General features: G+C 63.4%; 18 protein-coding genes and 1 pseudogene. 7 read left to right on the forward strand and 12 right to left on the reverse strand.

What is annotated here, in order from left to right; all coding sequences use genetic code 11:
* Positions 1–144 precede the first annotated feature (144 nt).
* The 5 genes from NKJ64_RS08605 (at position 145) to NKJ64_RS08625 (ending at position 5,839) form a co-directional block, all read left to right on the forward strand.
* Positions 145–1,782 (forward strand): N,N-dimethylformamidase beta subunit family domain-containing protein, encoded by a 1,638-nt coding sequence (locus NKJ64_RS08605; protein ID WP_352462358.1) that lies wholly within the window; start codon positions 145–147, stop codon positions 1,780–1,782.
* 1 nt (position 1,783) lies between these two features.
* The gene (locus tag NKJ64_RS08610) at positions 1,784–3,157 is read left to right on the forward strand and encodes an aminotransferase family protein (protein WP_352462359.1); all 1,374 of its coding nucleotides are present in this window, start codon (positions 1,784–1,786) and stop codon (positions 3,155–3,157) included.
* Between the two features lie 10 nt (positions 3,158–3,167).
* Positions 3,168–4,097, forward strand: a complete 930-nt coding sequence (gene kce, locus NKJ64_RS08615) for a 3,5-dioxohexanoate:acetyl-CoA acetone transferase (protein ID WP_023816557.1) — start codon at positions 3,168–3,170, stop codon at positions 4,095–4,097.
* Positions 4,098–4,301: 204 nt separating this feature from the next.
* Complete coding sequence (locus NKJ64_RS08620) at positions 4,302–4,814, forward strand: GNAT family N-acetyltransferase (RefSeq protein ID WP_023690165.1); 513 nt, start codon at positions 4,302–4,304, stop codon at positions 4,812–4,814.
* Positions 4,811–5,839, forward strand: coding sequence for a histone deacetylase family protein (locus NKJ64_RS08625; protein ID WP_352462360.1), 1,029 nt, complete (start codon positions 4,811–4,813; stop codon positions 5,837–5,839). Before NKJ64_RS08620 ends, NKJ64_RS08625 begins: the two co-directional genes overlap by 4 nt.
* 4 nt (positions 5,840–5,843) lie before the next feature.
* Here NKJ64_RS08625 and NKJ64_RS08630 read toward each other — a convergent pair whose 3' ends face one another.
* The 3 genes from NKJ64_RS08630 to NKJ64_RS08640 all read right to left on the reverse strand — a co-directional run bounded on the left by NKJ64_RS08630 (position 5,844) and on the right by NKJ64_RS08640 (position 9,188).
* On the reverse strand, positions 5,844–7,106 hold the full coding sequence (locus NKJ64_RS08630; RefSeq protein WP_352462361.1) for a cysteine desulfurase-like protein: 1,263 nt from the start codon (positions 7,104–7,106) through the stop codon (positions 5,844–5,846).
* Between the two features lie 52 nt (positions 7,107–7,158).
* Positions 7,159–8,226 carry an aldo/keto reductase gene (locus NKJ64_RS08635; RefSeq protein WP_352462363.1) on the reverse strand — a complete coding sequence of 356 codons (1,068 nt, stop codon included), beginning with the start codon at positions 8,224–8,226 and terminating at the stop codon, positions 7,159–7,161.
* Positions 8,227–8,720: 494 nt separating this feature from the next.
* Positions 8,721–9,188, reverse strand: coding sequence for a hypothetical protein (locus NKJ64_RS08640; RefSeq protein WP_352462412.1), 468 nt, complete (start codon positions 9,186–9,188; stop codon positions 8,721–8,723).
* A gap of 400 nt (positions 9,189–9,588) precedes the next feature.
* On the opposite strand from NKJ64_RS08640, the gene NKJ64_RS08645 reads away from it, so the two are divergent.
* The gene (locus NKJ64_RS08645) at positions 9,589–9,753 is read left to right on the forward strand and encodes a hypothetical protein (RefSeq protein WP_023711473.1); all 165 of its coding nucleotides are present in this window, start codon (positions 9,589–9,591) and stop codon (positions 9,751–9,753) included.
* 76 nt (positions 9,754–9,829) lie between these two features.
* Here NKJ64_RS08645 and NKJ64_RS08650 read toward each other — a convergent pair whose 3' ends face one another.
* Complete coding sequence (locus NKJ64_RS08650; protein ID WP_352462364.1) at positions 9,830–10,336, reverse strand: DUF1993 domain-containing protein; 507 nt, start codon at positions 10,334–10,336, stop codon at positions 9,830–9,832.
* Positions 10,337–10,460: 124 nt separating this feature from the next.
* Between NKJ64_RS08650 and NKJ64_RS08655 the strand changes: the two are divergent.
* Positions 10,461–11,514, forward strand: a pseudogene (locus NKJ64_RS08655) (DUF1176 domain-containing protein).
* A gap of 36 nt (positions 11,515–11,550) precedes the next feature.
* On the opposite strand, the gene NKJ64_RS08660 reads toward NKJ64_RS08655, so the two are convergent.
* The 8 genes from NKJ64_RS08660 to NKJ64_RS08695 form a co-directional block, all read right to left on the reverse strand.
* Positions 11,551–12,756: an epoxide hydrolase family protein gene (locus NKJ64_RS08660; protein ID WP_352462365.1), complete on the reverse strand. Its 1,206-nt coding sequence runs from the start codon at positions 12,754–12,756 to the stop codon at positions 11,551–11,553.
* A gap of 74 nt (positions 12,757–12,830) precedes the next feature.
* Positions 12,831–13,742 carry an alpha/beta hydrolase family protein gene (locus NKJ64_RS08665; RefSeq protein ID WP_352462366.1) on the reverse strand — a complete coding sequence of 304 codons (912 nt, stop codon included), beginning with the start codon at positions 13,740–13,742 and terminating at the stop codon, positions 12,831–12,833.
* Positions 13,743–13,927: 185 nt separating this feature from the next.
* Positions 13,928–15,538, reverse strand: a complete 1,611-nt coding sequence (locus NKJ64_RS08670) for an NTP transferase domain-containing protein (RefSeq protein WP_352462367.1) — start codon at positions 15,536–15,538, stop codon at positions 13,928–13,930.
* Entirely contained in the window at positions 15,535–16,239 is a 705-nt protein-coding gene (locus NKJ64_RS08675; RefSeq protein ID WP_352462368.1) for an XdhC family protein, read from the reverse strand. Before NKJ64_RS08675 ends, NKJ64_RS08670 begins: the two co-directional genes overlap by 4 nt.
* Before the next feature lie 2 nt (positions 16,240–16,241).
* A complete protein-coding gene (locus NKJ64_RS08680; RefSeq protein ID WP_023669077.1) occupies positions 16,242–16,580 on the reverse strand; it encodes an XdhC family protein in 339 nt (112 codons plus the stop codon).
* Between the two features lie 58 nt (positions 16,581–16,638).
* Entirely contained in the window at positions 16,639–17,883 is a 1,245-nt protein-coding gene (locus tag NKJ64_RS08685; RefSeq protein ID WP_352462370.1) for a vWA domain-containing protein, read from the reverse strand.
* A 5-nt stretch (positions 17,884–17,888) separates the two neighbouring features.
* Complete coding sequence (locus tag NKJ64_RS08690) at positions 17,889–18,818, reverse strand: AAA family ATPase (protein ID WP_352462371.1); 930 nt, start codon at positions 18,816–18,818, stop codon at positions 17,889–17,891.
* Positions 18,815–19,342: a flavin reductase gene (locus NKJ64_RS08695; protein WP_023690179.1), complete on the reverse strand. Its 528-nt coding sequence runs from the start codon at positions 19,340–19,342 to the stop codon at positions 18,815–18,817. The genes NKJ64_RS08690 and NKJ64_RS08695 overlap by 4 nt, the downstream gene beginning before the upstream one ends.
* Positions 19,343–19,352 lie beyond the last annotated feature (10 nt).

The raw sequence follows: 19,352 nt of genomic DNA on the forward strand, positions 1-19,352 counted from the left end.
GCCTCGCCTGAGATAGTCGGTTTGCCGGGTGCGGCCAAGAGCGGCCAAGCAATTGTGTCGTATGCAATTGCTGGCCCGATCGTTTCCATTTGACGCTTGGCCGGCAGATGGCCGAAATGGCGGCCTGTCACTTTTCCGGTGTTCATGACCCATCTGCCAACCGAATTTCCCGATTTCGGACTGACGCCCGAGCAGCGCCGCGAGGCGGTGCGCGGCCATTACTATGAATGGCCGGGAATGGACGGCGAGCGGGGCGAGATCTGGTGCTATTCTGATCGATTTTCCTACCGCGCCGGCGAGACCGTGACGCTGCATGTCAGCTCGACGGCGCCGCGCTTCAGCATTGTCATTGTCCGCGACGGCGGCAGCGAGACAAAGGTCTTCGAGCAAACGGGGCTTTCGGCGCGCTGGCAGGATACGCCCGACCAGTGCTCGGTCGAAGGCTGCGGCTGGGAGGCGTCTTTCGAATTTCGCATCGGCGACGATTGGCCATCCGGCGCCTATCGGCTGACGCTGACGGCGGACGGGCGCGACTGCAAAGCTATCCTTTGCCACCACCTCATCATCGTCGCGCTCCTGCCCGGCAGCAAACCCGGTCGCGTGCTGCAGGTGGCGGCGACCGGCACCTGGCTGTCCTACAACACATGGGGCGGCTCCAACGCCTATCAGGGCATCACCGGCCCGGGCCGCGACCAATATGCGCGCATGGTGTCGACGCAGCGGCCGTGGTGCCGCGGCTTTGTCGTGCTGCCCAAGGACGCGCCGCGCGTGCCCCTGGAGGTCGCGGTGCCGCCGAAAACAGTGCCGCGCTATCCGCACATGGAATGGGCGTACGCCACGGGACATTCGAAGAAATACACCTCCTCCGGCTGGGCGAGCTATGACAGCCACTTCTTCCGCTTTGCCGAGCGCGCCGGCTATGGCGTCGATCTCGCCAGCCAGCACGATTTGCACTTCTCGCCCGAAATCCTCGATGGCTATGACTGCGCGGTCTTCGTCGGCCATGACGAATACTGGACCTGGGAAATGCGTGATGCGGTCGACGCCTATGTGGCGAATGGCGGTCATGCGGCTCGCTTTGCCGGCAATTTCATGTGGCAGACAAGGCTCGAGGACGAAGGCCGCCGGCAGGTCTGCTACAAATACCGGGCGCGGGCCGAAGACCCGGCCTATAGCGGCGACGTCACCCGCGCCACCAATTCCTGGGAAGCGCCTGAGATCGGTCGTCCCGGTGCAATGACCTTCGGCCTCAACGCGACGCGCGGCGTCTATGCCGGTTGGGGCGGGTGCGCACCGCGCGGCGTGCGCGGCTTTCCGGTCTATCGGCCCGAGCATTGGGCCTTTGCCGGCACCGGCATCTATTATGGCGACCTGCTCGGCGCCGACAGCCATGTCTATGGCTATGAGGTCGACGGGCTCGATTTCGAGATCCGCGGCGGCCTGCCCTATCCGACACCGGACAGCGGTGCGCCTGACGGGCTGCAGGTGCTGGCCGTCGGCATGGCGAGCCAGGTCGAGGAAAGCGCCGACATCCCGATCGAGGACCAGTTTCTCACCGACGAGGATGGCCGCTTTACGGCCGAAACGCTGTTTGGCGAGGCGACCGACGCCAATCTGGAAAAGGTCAAACGCGGCAACGGCATGATCGTCAATTTCGCGCGCGGCAAGGGCGAGGTTTTCCACGCCGGAAGCTGCGAATGGGTCGCCGGCCTGCTCAGGCAGGATCCGATTGTCGAGCGCGTGACCAGGAATGTAATCGACCGCTACCTCGGAAAGACCTGACATGCAGAAGCCCTCCTCCGCCGGTTCAAAAGCGCGCGCGCCATCGCACCTGTTCTACCTCTCCAGCCTGCGGCGGCCGCTGATCGACCGCGCCGAAGGCATCTATATGTGGACGCAGGACGGCCGCCGCTTCATCGACGGATCGAGCGGGCCGATGGTCGCCAATATCGGCCATTCCAACCGCAACGTGCTCGACGCCATGAAGCGGCAGATGGACCGCGCCACCTTCGCCTACCGGCTGCATTTCGAGAACGAACCGGCGGAAGAACTGGCGCGGGAACTCGCCGGCAAACTGCCGGAGGGCATGGACCGAATCTTCTTCGTCTCCGGCGGTTCGGAGGCGACGGAATCCTGCATCAAGCTGGCGCGGCAATGGGCGGTCGCGACCGGCCAGCCGAAGCGCTGGAAGGTTATCACGCGTTTTCCCTCCTATCATGGCGGCACGCTGGGTTCGCTTTCGATAACCGGCGACGACGCGCTGGCGGAAACGTTCACACCGATGATGCGGGTGATGCCGACCGTGCCGGCGCCGACGGCATGGCGCGACCGCGACAATCTTTCGATGGAGCAGCGCGGCGTCCGCTATGCCGACATGCTGGAGGAGAAGATCCAGGCCGAGGGCCCGGACAGCGTGCTCGCCTTCATCATGGAGCCGATCGGCGGTGCGGCGACTTCGGCCCTCGTCGCACCGGACAGCTATTATCCGCGTATACGCGAGATCTGCGACCGCTACGGCATCCTGCTCATCCATGATGAAGTGATGAGCGGCGCCGGCCGCACCGGAAAATTCCTTGGCGGCGACCATTGGAACTGCAAGCCCGACATCGTCGCGCTGTCGAAGGGGCTTGGCTCCGGCTATGCGCCGCTCGGCGCGCTGGCCGCCCCGATGCGGCTGGTCGAGCCGCTGCTGGCGTCGGGCGGCTTCCAGCATGGCCACACCTATGCTGGCAATCCGCTCGCCTGCGCGGCCGGGCTCGCCGTGCTCGGCGAGATGGACCGCCTCGACCTGATCGCCAATGCCGCCGCGATGGGCGACGTGCTGATGGACGGGCTGAAAGGGCTGGCGAAGCGTTTTCCGTTCATCGCCGATGTCCGAGGCAAAGGCCTGCTCACCGGCGCCGAGATGGTTGCCGATCCCGAAACTCTACGGCCGATCGAACAGGGCAAGAAAGCCACGCAGCGCCTGCTCGACCTCGCCTACGAGCGCGGGCTGATCATCTACGGCCGCAGGGTCAAGGGCGGTGTCGACGGCGACAATTTCATGGTGGCGCCGCCGATGATCGTCACGGCTGAAGAGGTCGGCGAGATCATTTCCATCATCGGCGATTCGCTGGAAGTTCTGGCCGCCGAACTCGACCTGCCGGTCGAAGGCTGAGGGCTAAAGAATGGCGCCGAGGAAAGTCATCATCACCTGCGCGGTCACTGGCTCGGTGCACACCCCGTCCATGTCGCCCTATCTGCCGGTGACGCCGGACCAGATCGCGACCGACGCCATCGCGGCGGCCGAGGCTGGCGCCTCAATCCTGCATCTCCACGCCCGCGATCCCAAAGACGGCCGGCCGACCGCCGATCCTGAGGTGTTCATGCAGTTCCTGCCGCGCATCAAGCAAGCGACCGATGCGGTGATCAACATCACCACCGGCGGTTCGTCGCTGATGACGCTCGACCAGCGGCTGGCGGCACCACTGCGGGCCGAGCCGGAAATGTGCTCGCTCAACATGGGCTCGATGAATTTCGCGCTGTTCCCGATGCTCGACAAGCCAAGGGAGTGGCAGCACGAGTGGGAACCAAAGCTGCTCGAAGCCACGCGCGACACCATCTTCAAGAACACCTTTGCCGATATGGAAGGCGTGCTCGAAAAGCTCGGCAAGGGCTGCGGCACGCGCTTTGAGTTCGAATGCTACGATGTCGGCCATCTCTATTCGCTGGCGCATTTTCGCGACCGCGGGCTGGTGTCGGGGCCGCTGTTCATCCAGTTCGTGCTCGGCATTCTGGGCGGCATCGGTGCCGATCCCGACAATCTCATCCACATGAAGCGCATTGCCGACAAGCTGTTCGGCGACAGCTACCAGTTCTCGGTGCTCGCCGCCGGCCGCCACCAGATGCCGCTGATCTCGATCGCAGCGGCGATGGGCGGCAATGTCCGCGTCGGGCTGGAGGACAGTCTCTACGACGGACGCCAGCTGGCGAAATCCAACGCCGACCAGGTGCGCAGGATACGTGGCATTCTCGATGGCCTGTCGCTGGAGGTGGCCACACCGGCGGAGGCGCGGGAGATGCTGGCGCTGAAGGGTGGGGACCGGGTGGCGTTTTGAGATGATTGAGATGGCGGCGCCCAGTCGCACCCCCCTCTGTCCTGCCGGACATCTCCCCCCCAAGGGGGGAGATTGGATGTCGCCACGGCCTTCGCAAACTTCCAAAGTTGCAGGATGGACGGCAGCGCAGAAACTGCTGATCTCCCCCCTTGAGGGGGAGATGGCCGGCAGGCCGGAGGGGGGTGCCTTGGCATCATACCTCCAGTGACTGCCTCGCCTAAAGTCACCCTCCGCCCCGGCACCATCGACGACGTCGACACCATCCATGCCGCGCTGCTCAAGCTCGGCACCCATATCGGCGCGCATCAGGAGATCACGTCCACTGCCGACGATCTCCGCCGCTACGGCTTTGGCGACAAACCCGCCTTCTCCACCCTGATCGCCGAGATCGGCGGCGATTTTGCGGGGCTCTGCCTGCATTTCCCGATCTTCTCGACATGGATGGGGCGGCCCGGCGTCTATATCCAGGACCTCTATGTCGAGGACCGGTTTCGCGGCCGCAAGATCGGCGAAAGACTGCTGCGCCGGGTCGCGCGCGACTGCCGCCGGGATGGCGGCGCCTATCTCAGGCTGTCCGTCGACACCGACAATGACGGCGCCAAGGCTTTTTATGAGAGACTGGGCATCGCCTGGTCGAGCTACGAGCAGACGCAGAAGATTGTTGGCGATGCCTTTTTCGCCTTTGCCGATGCAGCGCAGGATGGGGACGCGGAATGAAAGCCTTCTTTGCCGAGGAGCAGAAACGCCACGACCCGAAGGCCTTTCTGTCCAGCGGTGCGCCGCAGCCCAATCCCGAACAGCCGGAGCGGGTAGAGCGATTGTTAGCCGGCGCAAAATCCGCCGGATTGATGATCGAGCGGCCCAGGGAACATGGCCTAGGCCCGGTGGCGGCCGTGCATACGCCGGAGTATCTCGCCTTCCTCGAACACATTTTTGCGCGCTGGCAGCGCATCGAGGGCGCATCCGCGGAAGTCATCCCCAACATCCATCCACTGGCCCGCACAGGGTCCTATCCGGCCTCGGCGGTCGGCCAGGCCGGCTACCACATGGCCGACACCGCTTGCCCGATCTCGGCCGAAACCTGGCACAGCGCGCTGTGGAGCGCCTGGAGTGCAGTCGAGGCAGCCGAAGCGGTGATATCGGGCGCGCCTGCCGCTTATGCGCTCTGCCGGCCGCCCGGCCATCATGCCTTTGCCGATGTCGCCGGCGGCTTCTGCTTCATCAACAATTCAGCGGTCGCGGCCCAGGTGTTGCGCAAGCAGGCAGCGCGGGTGGTGATCCTCGATGTCGACCTGCATCACGGCAACGGCACGCAAGGCATCTTTTATACGCGTTCCGACGTCCTGACGGTGTCGCTGCACGCCGATCCGGTGCGCTTCTATCCGTTCTTCTGGGGCCATGCCGATGAGCGCGGCGAAGGTCCGGGCCTCGGCTATAATTTCAACCTGCCATTGCCGCGCAAATCAGCCGACGCGGCGTTTCTGGAGGCGCTCGAAGTGGCGTTCCAGCGTATCCGCGCCTTTTCGCCGGACGCGCTGGTCGTGGCGCTCGGTCTCGATGCGTTCGAGGGCGATCCGTTCGGCGGGCTTTCGGTGACCACGCCCGGTTTCTCGCGGATCGGCGAGGCAATTGCCAAGCTTGGCCTGCCGGCGGTTATCGTCCAGGAAGGCGGCTATCTCTGCGACGCGCTCGGCGACAATCTCACGGCGTTCCTCACCGGTTTCGGCGGCAAACAGCGATAGCTGACTAGCGCTGCTGCCTCAGCATGGCGATCACCCGGTGCACGCTTTCCAACGTCTCGTCGATCTCTGCCGCCGTGTTGTAGTGCGCAATACCGATGCGCACGACGCCCTGCTCGGCCGGAATGCCGAGATGGTGGACGATCTCCCAGGCGTAGTTGTGACCCGACCATAGAAAAATGTTCTCGGCATTCATCTGCCGCACGATCGTCTCTGGCACGATGCCGTCGACGGTGAAGGACACGGTCGGCACGCGCTCAATGACACGCTTCTGATCGGTGATGCCGCGGATGGTCAGGCCCTCAATGGCGGACAGCCCATCGATCAGCCCCAGCGCCAGCGGGTTTTCGTAGGCGATCGACACTTCGTATGCCTTTGCGATCTTTTGCCTTCGCGAACCGCCCTCGCCGGCCGCAGCACCGAGTTCGGCGAAGTAATCGACCGCTGCGGTAAGCCCGGCCATCAGTTCGATCTGCGGCGTGCCGAGTTCGAAGCGCTCCGGCAGGCCATTGGAAGAGCAACGGCATTTGTAGGGTTGCAGCGCATCGATGATGTCGCGGCGTCCCCACAATATGCCCATGTGCGGGCCGAAGAACTTGTAGGCCGAGCAAACCAGGAAGTCGCAGCCGAGATCCTGCACGTCGACCAGCCCGTGCGGCGCGAACTGCACGGCATCGACATAGACGAGCGCGCCGGCCTGTTTGGCGATAGCCGTCAGCGCCTTGACCCGGTTGATCGAGCCGGTGAGGTTCGACGCATAGTTCAGCGCAACGAGTTTTGTCCTGTCGGTAAGCAGAGCGCTGAGCGCCGCCTCCTCGACCTGCCAGCTGTTCTCGTCGAAAGGCAGGAAGCGCACCAAGAGGCCAAGATCTTCGGCCAGTTGCAGCCAGGGCGAGACATTGCCCTCATGATCCATGCGGGTGACGATGATCTCGTCGCCCGGCTTGAAGCCGCGGCCGAGCGTGCGCGACATGTGATAGGTCAGCGTCGTCATGTTGGCGCCGATGATTATTTCCTCCGCGCTCGCTGCACCCAGGAAATCGGCCATCGCCTCATGGGCGTCGTCGAACACCTTTTGCGCGGCAAGCGTGGTTTCGAAATAGCCGCCGAGATTGGCGTTGGTGGTGAGGAGGCAGCGCGCCACCGCATCGGCAACCGCCTGTGGCACCTGCGTGCCGGCCGGATTGTCGAGATAGATGCGCCGGCGGCCTTTGTCGGTCAGGTCCAGCGCCGGAAATTTTCCCCTGACGGTCTCGATCGGAAAATCCATTGCTGTCCCCTTCCCCTTGTGTTTTCTACGGAATTCCGCCCGGAGTGCCCGCTTACGGACAAGGATTGCCCACGCGCTGGTGGATCGCGTCGACGGCCTTCTGCATCTCGTCGGTCCAGGTCACGTCGACTGAGGACAGCGCCATCTCGAGCTGGGCAATCGTCGTCGCGCCGATGATGCTGGAGGTAACAAAGGGTCGGCTGGCGACATAGGCGTTGGCGAACAGCGCCGGTTCGAGGCCGAAGGAGCGCGCCAGTTCGTTGTATTCGAGCTGCGCCTCCGCCGCATTTGGCGTCTCGTAGCGCTGGCCGCGGTTGAACAACTGCGAGCGCGAACCCTGCGGCCGTGCGCCATGGTCGTATTTGCCGGTGAGATAGCCTTGCGCCAGCGGCGAATAGGCGAGGAAGCCGACATCCTCGCGCCCGCAGACTTCGGGCAGGTTCACCTCAAAGGTACGGTTGACCAGATTGTAGGCGTTCTGCAGCGAAACGATGCGCGGGCCGACGCCCTTGTCGGCCTCGGCGATGAAGCGCATGACGCCCCAGGAGCTTTCGTTCGACAGGCCGAGATGGCGGATCTTTCCCGCCTTCACCAGTTCCTCGAAGACTGCGAGTGTCTCGGCGATCGGCGTCTCGCCGGGCGGCGCGCCAACGGCATCGGCACGGCGCGGCACAGCACCCACGCGGGTCGGGTTGGCGCCCCAGGGGATGTCGCGCTCCGGCCAGTGGATCTGGTAGAGGTCGAGATAGTCGGTGCCGAGCTTGGCAAGCGATTTGTCGATGGCGTCAAAGATGTCGGCGCGCACCAGTTTTGACGGCCGGTCGCCACGAAACCAGCGGTTGGCGGTGCGGCCGACCACTTTCGAGGCCAGGATGACCTTGTCGCGATTGCCCTTGGCCTTCATCCAGCTGCCGATGAACTTCTCCGTCCGCCCCTGCGTCTCCTCCTTGGGCGGTATCGGGTAGAGCTCGGCCGTGTCGATGAAATTGACCCCGCGCGCAAAGGCCAGATCCATCTGCGCATGGCCATCGGCCTCGGTGTTCTGCTGGCCCCAGGTCATCGACCCCAGGCAGATCTGGGTAACAAGAAGATCGGTCCGACCGAGACGGCGTTTGTGCATGGGGTTTCTCCGGCGGGAGGTTTGCGCGGACGGCGCGGGGAGGAGATTCCAGCATAAAGCAAAGGCTGCGGCTTCTCCAACCCCCTGCCGGCTCCGGGTGGTGCCTCAGTTTGAATTCCTGAGCCACGGGATAGTCGCATGGCATTCACTCTCAGCCGCCTCAGCGGTCTCGTAAAATCCTCCTCCGAAGCTGTTTTCGGAGGGTGCCCAGTAAGCATATCTCTCGTCGAGACCGTGTTCGCCTTCGTACCAAGCGTCCTCACGGAACGTGTAATAAGAAGCTTCACCTACTTCAAATCTGACGATATTGGCCGTGCAAGCCGATCATCTCGATAGATCGTTTTGAGTACAGTGCTCATCCCAGTCACTTTTTTTGCAAGGTCCGCGCTTTTCCGGCTTTGGCGCAACGCGCGTCCATCTTCTCGCAACGCTCTTTCATCGACCAGGCTGATACACTACTCGGCTCCAACCTTTGCGTGAATTGTGAGAGTGCTCTAACGGCGTGCCCCAGCCAAAGCCCGCCGCTTGGCTTCGTCGATCAACATGTTGGCCACCTGCATGCGGATCATGGCGCGCTGGCGCAGATGCGGCGCGACACGGTCGGGATGGTTGGCGAAAGCGAAGCTGCGGCGCATGCGGCCGAGATCGGCGTTCTTGACGGGATGATCGAGGCCGAGTTCGACCGCGATTGCGTCAGGATCGATCGGTGGCAGCTTCTCCTCGGGCTTTGCTTCCTCGCCGGCCAGTGCCTGCTTGGCCTGGTCGAGAAGGGCTGCGAATTCGGCGGCAAGATCGGACCCCGCTTCGCGATACTCGGCCGTGAAGGTTTCGCCGGAGACCTTGATGCGGCCGGAATGAAGCTCGTCGGCCACGGAGAGATAGTCGAACGGGATCGACGGCCGCGCGCCTGTCTCCCCGCCAGCCTCGTCCTTGTCGGAGGCGACGAACAGATCGTCGAGCAAGGAAGCGAAATCCCGCTTGGCGCCGATGTCAGCCTCCCCCTCGTTTTGCGCATGCGAACAGAGCCGGTCGCACCATAGAACCGGCTCGTTAAAAATGAATGCCACTGATCTTAACCAGTTTAGGCGTTCGCCGGGCTTGCGCGACCGGTTGATGGTGCAGCTCAACAAAAAGCCGGACTGCATTTGCATGCAGTCCGGAAATTCGCCAGGAGTGGCGAGGAAAAGCCGGCCATGTGCCAGCGTCTATGCATACGGTGGGGATGCGCCACAAGTTTCAGCGCACGCGGCAATTGTGCCGAAAAAAATTCGCTTGGAATGGCTGCCATGCAAATGCTGCACTGCACAATCTTCACAATTTTCCTATACTCGGCGCCGTGGAGGATCAACAAGGGGCCGAATCATGGGGTTCTTCACTGAAATGTTTGCCCGTCCGCGTCCGCAGGAGCATCTGCGTTATCGTTCCGCACTGGCGTTGCTGCATTCGATGAGCAATGCCGACCGCGCCGACATCGGCATCAAGCCGGCCGACTTCCCGCGCATAGCCCGCGAAATGTCACCGCGTTGATCAAGGCCTTGGCGCCGAACCAGCGTCAAACGAAGTTTCCCGGCAGCGACCGGGAAACCTCGGAATGCCGAATTCGTCAACGATTCCCGAGATAGGCACCCTTGGTCAGCGGCACGCCATTGTGGCGCAGGATGTCGTAAGCCGTGGTCACGTGGAAATAGAAGTTGGGCATGGCGACATGCAGCAGATACTGCATGCCGGGCATCGAGGCTTCGCGCTGGCCAAACTTCAGTTCGACCACCCTTTCATCCGAACCATCGAATTCGACGGCCGAGAATGACGCCAGCAGATCGAGCGTCTTGGTCAGGCGCGCCTGAAGCTCGGCGAAGGTCGCTTCATTGTCTTCGTATTTCGGCACCTCGCGACGGGCCAGCCGTGATGGCGCGCCCTTGGCGTGGTCGGTGGCGACCTGCACCTGCCTGACCAGCGCGTACATGTCGGGCGCCAACCTCGCGGTCAAAAACACCTGCGGGTCGATCTTGCGCTCGGTTGCATTCTGTTCGGCCGCCGACAGCACGCCGGACAGCGCCTTCAGCCTGGCCGAAAACACCGGCACCGAGGCTTCATACATCGATAGTGTCACGTTCAAATCTCCATTGCGGCTGAAGCGCCGACGGCGGGACGTAGCGCCTTCCCGGAGGATTTTTCAAGCGTCACCACGTCGCCGCAATCTCTATGATAGACTCCTTCGTGGTGGAGATTCTCCGATGAGACGCGTCTTTCTGGCAGCGGCCGCCTTTTGCTCCCTTGCCGCATCCGGCCAGGCTGTGTTCGCCGACGATGAACCGGCAGCCGATGACCAGGCCCCTTACGTCGATGACAGGTCAGACGCCGAGGCCGTCATCCGCTCGCTCTACAGCGCCATCAACCGGCACGAATTCGCCCGCGCCTGGGCTTACTACGGCGATACCAAGCCGGCAAAGGATTTTGATACCTTCGTCAAGGGCTATGACGGCACCGACAAGGTCGACGTCGAAACCGGCGCCATTTCCGATGAAGGTGCGGCCGGCAGCATCTATTACAGCGTTCCGGTCGCCATCCGCGCCACCGACAAGGACGGCAAGGAAGCAGTTTTCGCCGGCTGCTACACGCTGCGCCAGGTCAGCGCTCCAGGCCCCGCCGTTCCGACCGATCTTTATCGACAAGGGCGCGCTGAAGCCATCCAAGGCCGATTTCGAGGGGGCGCTGCCGCCAAGCTGTGGTGACGGGCCGCCGCCGCCGAAGAAGGACACCGCACTCGAGCACGTGAAGAAACTGTTCGCCGCTGATTTTGGCGATCAGTGTGACAAGCAATTTCTCGGCGAGGAGCCGAACATCTTTTCGATCAAATACAAGGCAAAGGACGCGGCTGCCAGCGATCCCGACAAGGAAACGCGGCTTTTCGAGTTCTACTGCCAAGCGGCAGCCTATAACGCAAGTTCGGTCTACTACATGACCGACGAAGTATCGGGCGTGCGGCAGTTGCAGTTCACCGAGCCCGAAATGGATATCCGTTACGAGAACAATGACAGCGACGGCAAACTGCTGGGCATGGATATCATCGGCTTCCGCACAACCGGCTGGGCGGCCAATTCCGAATATGACGAAGAAGCCAAGACGCTGACCACGTTCAACAAATGGCGCGGCATCGGCGACGCCTCGGACAAGGGGATATACCTGTTCCGTAACGGCGATTTCTCCCTCGTCCAATATGATGTGGACGCGTCTTACGATGGCGAGGAGAACCCGCAGACGGTGGTCGACTACAACACCGCGCCGTAGGGGTCTTAGCAGGAACCGCCGCGCTCAAGCAGTCCTTCACATTCGCCTTCTCGTTTCAGGCCGGGAACGCATCGGCCGGAAGAAGGCGCGAATGTCTTCGACCAGAAGACTCGGTTCCTCCAGCGCAGCGAAATGGCCGCCTCGCGGCATCGATGTCCATCGCTGAACGTCAAAGACCCGCGCCACCCAGGATCGAGGCGGCATCGGCAACTCGCGAGGGAAAAGCGCTACCCCAAATGGCGGCGAAACGCGTTCCAGCGTCTCGAACGCAAGAGGGAACAGTCGATTCTCCTTGTAGAGCCGCAAGGACGAGGTGAGCGCGTTGCTGAACCAATAGAGCGAAACATCCGTAAGGAGCGTGTCCATGCCGAAGGTGCGCTCCACGTCACCGTCGCAATCGCTCCAGCTACGGAACTTCTCGATCATCCAGGCTGCGAGACCGATCGGCGAGTCTGTCAGAGCATAAGCAAGCGTCTGAGGCTTCGTGCCCTGCAGATGGGCATAGGCGCCCTCCGTTGCCGTCCAGGCCGCGGCGTTGTCCAGAAAGGCCTGCTCCTCAACGGTGACGGGTGGCAGACCTGCACCCAAGGGTGGCCGATAGCTCCCGGGAATGTAATTGACGTGGACGCCAAGCACGCTTTCGGAATGGAGCCGTGCCATCCAGGCGGAAACGCCCGCCCCGATGTCGCCTCCTTGGGAAGCGAAGCGGTCGTAGCCGAGCCCCCGCATCAACTGTACCCATAACTCCGCGATGCGGCCGGAATGGAAGCCTGGTTCCGTCGGCGCCTGGGAAAAGCCGTATCCGGGCAAGGAGGGAACTACCACGTGGAAAGCGTCGGCCGGGTCACCACCATGGGCAGCTGGGTCTGCCAGCAATGGAATGACGTGTTCCATTTCGATGAACGAGCCGGGCCAGCCATGCGTTATGATCAGCGGCAGCGGCGCCGGTCCGTTGCCTGGCTGGTGGACAAAGTGGACATCTAGGTTGTTCAGCCTCGTCAGATATTGCGGCAGCCGGTTCAGCCGCGCCTCTTGCACTCTCCAGTCGAAGCGGTCTCGCCAGTAATCCGCAAGGCGCTTGATGAACGGCAGGTCGGCCCCATCACTCCAGCCCGCTTCGCTTAGCGGAATTGGCCATCGTGTTGCGCTAAGCCGGCGCTGGAGATCTTCAAGTTGTTCGTTCGGAATTTGGATCTTGAAGGGGTGAGCGTCCATCGCTGTGCTTCCGATCTGTTGGATCATATCAGCCTACCCCAGTAAGGATATCGGCCGAACCATGATCGCCAAAACCAACGGGCACCTCTGGGCCATATGCCTCAGGGCGCTTTTGACAGCATCCAGTTCAACGTTTGGCGCCAGTCCACCATGCGGATCGGCGTGCCGTGGGTGCCCGTTTCAAAACGGACGAACCGGGTCGGATAGGCTTTCGAGTTCGCAATGATGGAGCGGAAGAAGGCTTCCTGTTTCTCCACGGGAAAGACCGGGTCCTTGCTGCCCTGGCCGAAAAACACCGGCACGTGACGCCTGTAAGCCGGGCTCGAAAGGAAGCTGTCATCCCATAGCGAGCCGAGCAGCAGCAGCCCGCTGATGCGCCGTCCGGTATCGTCGCGGCCGGCAAGTTTCCAGCACAGCGCACCACCCATCGAGCCGCAGGCGACGAAAATCTTCGCGTCCGGCGAGGCCTCGGCATAGTGGCCGATCAGGGCTGCGATCTGCGCCGCGCCCTTGTCGCCGAAATCGGTGAAATCGGGTGAGAGATAAAGGCCGCCATTGCCGGCCATCAGGTTCTTGATGCGGTTGAAATTGCCGCCGAAGGTGAAGTCGTCGACACCCTGCTTGCGGCTGCCGCCCTGCCCGTGCAGGTAAAGCACGATGATGCCGGCGCCATCGGTCTTGCCGACAGCGACATGCCTGACATCGCCGGCATCGGTTTTCAGCATCAAATCCTGCTGCACCTTGCGCACGCCGGTGTCGGTATACTGCGCATGCACGCGCTTTTCCGGCACTTCGTCGCGGTCGTTGATGTCGCGCATCTCGCGATAGTCGATGACGGTGTAGGCGCCTTTGTCCGTGGACGAGAGCGTCGCCGGATAGGCGAAGAGGTCATCCTTGTAGGGTTTTAGTTCGAGCGCGTCGGCGTGGGCGGCAGAGAACAGGAAAAAGAGCGAAATCAGAAGGCTATGGAGCGCGGCCGCCCCCCTCTGGCCTGCCGGCCATCTCCCCCTCAAGGGGGGAGATTGGATATCACGTCGCCTTCCGCCAATCTTCAAAGCTGCAGGATAGACGCCGCCATCGAGGCTGCTGATCTCCCCCCTTGAGGGGGAGATGGCCGGCAGGCCAGAGGGGGGTAGAAGCGCTGAGGCAAGTAAAGAGAGAGCCATGCTAAAGGCATGCGTTTTTCGGCTTCGCTTTGTCAATCCTGCAGCACGCCGCCGGCGTCTTCCAGCGCCTCGCGGGTGTCGACATCGATCGACGCGCCGTCGCCGATCTCGACGTCGATGACATCCAGTCCCTCGGCCTCGACCAGATGGCGGGCGCCGGTGTCGCCCTCGAGGTGAGCGATGCCTCCAAACAGCGCGCGTGGCAGCAGCACCGGATTGCCGCGGCGGCCGTCATGGGCGGCACGCACCACTGAGCGGCCGCCGTCCCTACGGAAGGCCTCGATCAACCGGTCGAGATCGGCCGATGAGATACCCGGCATGTCGCCGAGGACGATCATGGCGCCGGCCGCCTCGGCTCCAACGCGGGCAATGCCGGCTTTTAGAGACGAGGACAGGCCGTCGGCAAAATCCGGATTGTCGGCGAAGATCACGTCGAGGCCGGTCAAGGCTTGGTGCACCCGCTCACGCTGGTGGCCGGTGACGACAACGGTGCTGGTTGCCTTCGAGGCCAGTGCGCGCTCGACTGTCCGGCGCACCAGCGGTTTGCCGTCGAACAGCGCCAGAAGCTTGTTCGGCCCGCCCATGCGGCTGGAGCGACCGGCGGCCAGAAGCACGATCTCGATCTTCAGCCCGGCTCCCGCCGGCAGCGGCTCGCGCGGCTGCGGCCGGGTCGGGATTTCCATCAAGAGGCCGCCAACGCCCATGCCGGCGATGTCCTTGGCGGTGACGTCGAGACCGGCGATCAGCCTGTCGAGCACCCAATCGAAACCGTTCTCCTTGGGGCTGCGGGCGCAACCGGGCGCGCCGATGACGCGCTTGCCGTCGAGCGTGCCCAGCACCAGCAGATTGCCGGGATCGACGGGCATGCCCGCGCGGATCACCGTGCCACCTGCTGCCTCGATCGCCGCCGGAACGACATCGTTGAAATCGCTCATCGCCGAGGCGCCGAAGATCACCACCATGTCGTTGTCGCGCGCCAGCGCGGCGGCGGCCTCGGCGACGGGCGCAATTTCGTGCGGCGTGCGGCGCTCCGTCGTCAGCCGGCCGCCGGAGCGTGCCAGCCGCGCTTCGGTGACGCGTAGCGTCTTGTCGAGCACGCTCGCCTTGATGCCGGGCAGCACCGTCTGGATGACGCCGATGCGCACCGGATGGTAGGCGTTGACGGCGAAGATCTCGCCGCCGGCGCAGATCTTTGTCACCGCATCGACAAGGGCCGAGGCAACGGCGAACGGGATGATCTTGACCGTCGCCACCATCTGGCCCTGCTCAACCGGCGCGTGCTGCGCCAGCGTGGCGATGGTGATGGTCGGGTCGACCGCATTAATGGCGTCGATCATGGCGGCATCGACGGTGAAGAGACCGGCGGCCTTGGCATGGAGGTTGACGCGGCCGGTCGCGGCCGGTTTTGCCTCTATGTTGCGGTGGGCCATGCTGGCAGCAATCTTTTCGGCCGCCGCATCCTCGCTGAGGTCATCGGCGGCAAGCACCGCCACGACGATCTCGGTAATGCCGGCCGCCTTCAGCACCGCCACGTCCTGCGTGCTCAGCCTGTGCGCCTTGCGGAAACGCCGCTCGCCCGCCGTCGTGGCATGCGCCAGCACCGCGCCTTGCGCCTTGTCGATTGGAACCGGACCGAATCTCACGCCGCAGCGCCTTTCGATTCCAGCCCGCGCGAGCGAAAGGCGTGGATCGTCTGCGCCAGGATGGCGACGGCGATCTCGGCCGGGCTCGCCGCGCCAATGTCGATACCGATCGGTGCGTGGATGCGGGCGATCTGGTCGGCGCTGGCGCCGAGCGCCAGCAGGCGCTCGACGCGCCTGGCGTGTGTTTTGCGGCTGCCGAGTGCGCCGACATAGAAACAGTTGGCGTCGAGCGCGGCCTTCAGTGCGAAATCGTCGATCTTCGGATCATGGGTTACGGCGGCGAGCGCCGTATAGCTGTCGAGCGGCTGGCGTTTCAGCACATCCTCCGGCCATTCGGCATGGAGTGCTACATCGGGAAAACGGTCCGGGGTGGCGAAGGCGGTGCGCGGATCGACGATCTCCAGGGGATAGCCGGCGATCCTGGCCATCGGCGCCAGCGCCTGACTGATATGGACGGCGCCGATCACCACCAGGCGCGGTTGCGGCAAATGCGCGTTGAGGAAGAAGGTTCGCCCTTCCGCCTCGACCGAACCCGAATTGCCAGTGCGAAACGCCTTGGCGATCGCTGCTCCAAGATCGCCGGCGACGGGATCGCCTTCACGCACGATACGGTCGCGGCCGTCGCCGAGATCGGTCACCAGGATCGCCGCACGGCGGGCACGGCGTTCGGCATTGAGGGCTTTGAGAGCGTAGGGATCCATGCCTAACCGAGCCGCTCCACATAGACCTTGATGCGGCCGCCGCAGGACAGGCCGACCTGCCAGGCGGTTTCGTCGGCAACGCCGAACTCCAGCATCTTCGCTTTCCCCGAGTCGATGACGTCCATCGCCTCGCTCACCACGGTACCCTCAACGCAGCCGCCCGAGACCGAGCCGTGAAAATTGCCTTCGGCGTCAATGACCAGATGACTGCCGGCCGGCCTCGGCGCCGAACCCCAGGTCTCGACCACAGTGGCGATGGCGACATCCTTGCCGTCCTTCATCCAGCCTTCCGCGATGATCAAGGGGTCGCGGGCCTCATCGAGATAGATGCTGTTGTCCATGATCGCTTGCCTCAAAGTCTGTTTTCTCTGGGAGCCTGTTTTTCGGAATCCAATATGGCTATGCGGCGCGCCTGACACCAGCGTCCAGCCAGCGACGCGGATCGACCGAAGCGGCCGATTTCTTGTCCAGCGAGGCGCAGAGGTCGGCCAGCGCATCGAGATTGTGTACCGAGCGGAACTCGTCGACATGAGGCAGCATCGCTCTGACGCCGCGGGCCCGCGCCTCGAAGCCGCCAAAGCGCAGAAGCGGGTTGAGCCAGATCAGCCGCCGGCAGGATTTGTGCAGGCGATCCATCTCCTCCGACAGGCCGGAAACATCGTCGCGCTCCAGCCCGTCGGTGATCAGCAGCACCACCGCGCCCTGCCCGAGCACGCGGCGTGACCAGTGCTTGTTGAACTCCGCCAGCGTATCGCCGATGCGGGTGCCGCCCGACCAGTCCTTCACCGCCGCCGAGCAGTCGGCAAGGGCGGCATCGGGGTCGCGATGGCGCATCTGCCGCGTGAGATTGGTCAGTCGCGTGCCGAAGACGAAGGTGTGCACGCGCCGCCGTTTTTCGGTCAGCGCATGCAGAAAGTGCAGGAAGATGCGCGTGTACTGGCTCATCGAACCGGAGATATCGGCGAGAACCACCAGCGGCGGATGCACTTCGCGGGCTGAGCGGAATTTCGGCAGGATCAGTTCGCCGCCGGTGCGCGCGGCCGAGCGCATCATGGCGCGTGGATCGATACGGCGGCCATGCAGGTCTGCCTTGAAGCGTCGGGTACGGACCATGTCGAACGGCAGCCGCAGCCGGGCAATCGCCTTCTTGGCGTCTGCCATCTCGTCGGCATTCATCTGGGCAAAGTCCTTGCCACGCAGCACTTCATTCCCGGAGAAGGTTAGCCGGGCGTCGACTTCGATCTCCGGGATTTCCCTGACCGGCCGATTCTTCTCGTGGCCTTCGAACATGGCCTGGCTGACGCGGTTTTCTGCCGCGCGCGGCTTTTGCTTCTCCTTGGTGTCGGGCGCCACAGGCGAGAACATCGCCAGAAGTTTCTCGATCAGCTCGCGCGATTTCCAGAACAGCCGGAAGGCTTCGTCGAAAACAGGGTGATCCTCGTGCCGCGACACCAGCACGGCATGCAGCGTCCAGTAGAAATCGTCGCGCGAACCGATGCCGGCTGCCAGCACCGCCTCGATCGCATCCTTGACCGAAGCCGGCCCGACCCGCATGCCGGATTTGCGCAAGGTGCGGGCGAAATAGACGATGTTGTCGGCGATGCGCCCGTCTTCCGTCGCCTCTCTGGGTTCGGGCGCCTTCACTTGCCCTACTCCGCCGCCGCCAGTTCGGCCTTGACCTCGTCGAGGATACGCCGGCCCTCGCCCGCGCCGATGCGGGCAATGTCGTCCTGGTATTTCAGCAAAACGCCGATCGTGTCGGAGACGGTTTCGGGATCGAGCGCCACCTTGTCGAGTTCGGTCAGCGCGCCGGCCCAGTCGATGGTTTCGGCGACGCCCGGCGCCTTGAACAGCTCGACCCGGCGCAGCTTCTGGATGAACGACACCACTTGCGCGGAAAGCCGGCTGTTGGCCTGCGGCACCTTGCGGCGCACGATCTCCAGCTCGCGCTCGGCATTGGGATAGTCGACCCAGTGATAGAGGCAGCGCCGCTTCAGCGCGTCGTGGATTTCCCGCGTGCGGTTGGTGGTGATGATGACGATCGGCGGCTCCTCCGCCTTGATCGTGCCAAGCTCGGGCACCGTCACCTGGAAGTCGGACAGGATTTCGAGCAGGAACGCCTCGAAGGCTTCGTCGGTGCGATCGAGTTCGTCGATCAGGAACACCGGGGCAGCACCCGCCTTGCCGGTCAGCGCATCGAGCACCGGGCGGCGGATCAGGTATTTTTCGGAAAAGACATTGCGCTCCATGTCGGAGCGGTCGACCGAGCCTGCCGCCTCCTCCATGCGGATCTCTATCATCTGCGCGGCGTAATTCCACTCATAGACAGCGGACGAGACGTCGAGCCCCTCATAGCATTGCAGGCGGATCAGCCGGCGGCCGAGTGCCTGCGCCAGCACCTTGGCGATCTCGGTCTTGCCGACGCCGGCCTCCCCTTCAAGGAACAGCGGCCGCTGCATGCGCAGGGACAGGAACAGCACCGTTGCCAGCGAGCGGTCCGCGACGTAGTCCGCGCCGGTCAGGAGATCGAGCGTTTCGTCGATCGTCCGCGGCGCGGGGCGCGGTTTCAGCTCGGTCATTCTTTCTCCGTTGCCGCCTCTGCTCCGCTCTGCAGCACGTGGTAGTCGCGGGCGTGGTAGATCAGCGGCCGCAAATTATCGCCCATGCGCAGGCCTGTCACCTTGCCAAAAAGCACACGATGGGTGGCGAGATCCTTGGTGTCGATCAATTCGCAGTCGAAAACCGCCAGAGCGCCCTTCAGGGTAGGCGCGCCCGTCGATATGACATCCCACTCGCCAAGCGCGAAACGCTCATCGGCCGACAGCCCGGTCAGGCCTGAAAACGCCACCGATAGCGGCTGCTGGTGCGAAGCCAGCGTGTTCAGCGCAAACCGGCCGTTTTGCACGAACAGCTCGTTCTTGGCATTCTCGCGGTTGAGACAGACGAGAACCGTCGGCGGCGTGTCCGACACCGAACAGGCGGCAATCACCGTCGTGCCGCGTTTGCCGGCGGGCCCGTCGGTGGTCACCACATGGACGTGGCCGGCAAAATGCGCCATCGCGTCGCGATAGGCCTGAGGCCCTATGTCGTTCAACTTCAACACCGATGATTTT

The organism is Mesorhizobium sp. M0062 (assembly GCF_040323125.1).
Lineage (GTDB): Bacteria > Pseudomonadota > Alphaproteobacteria > Rhizobiales > Rhizobiaceae > Mesorhizobium.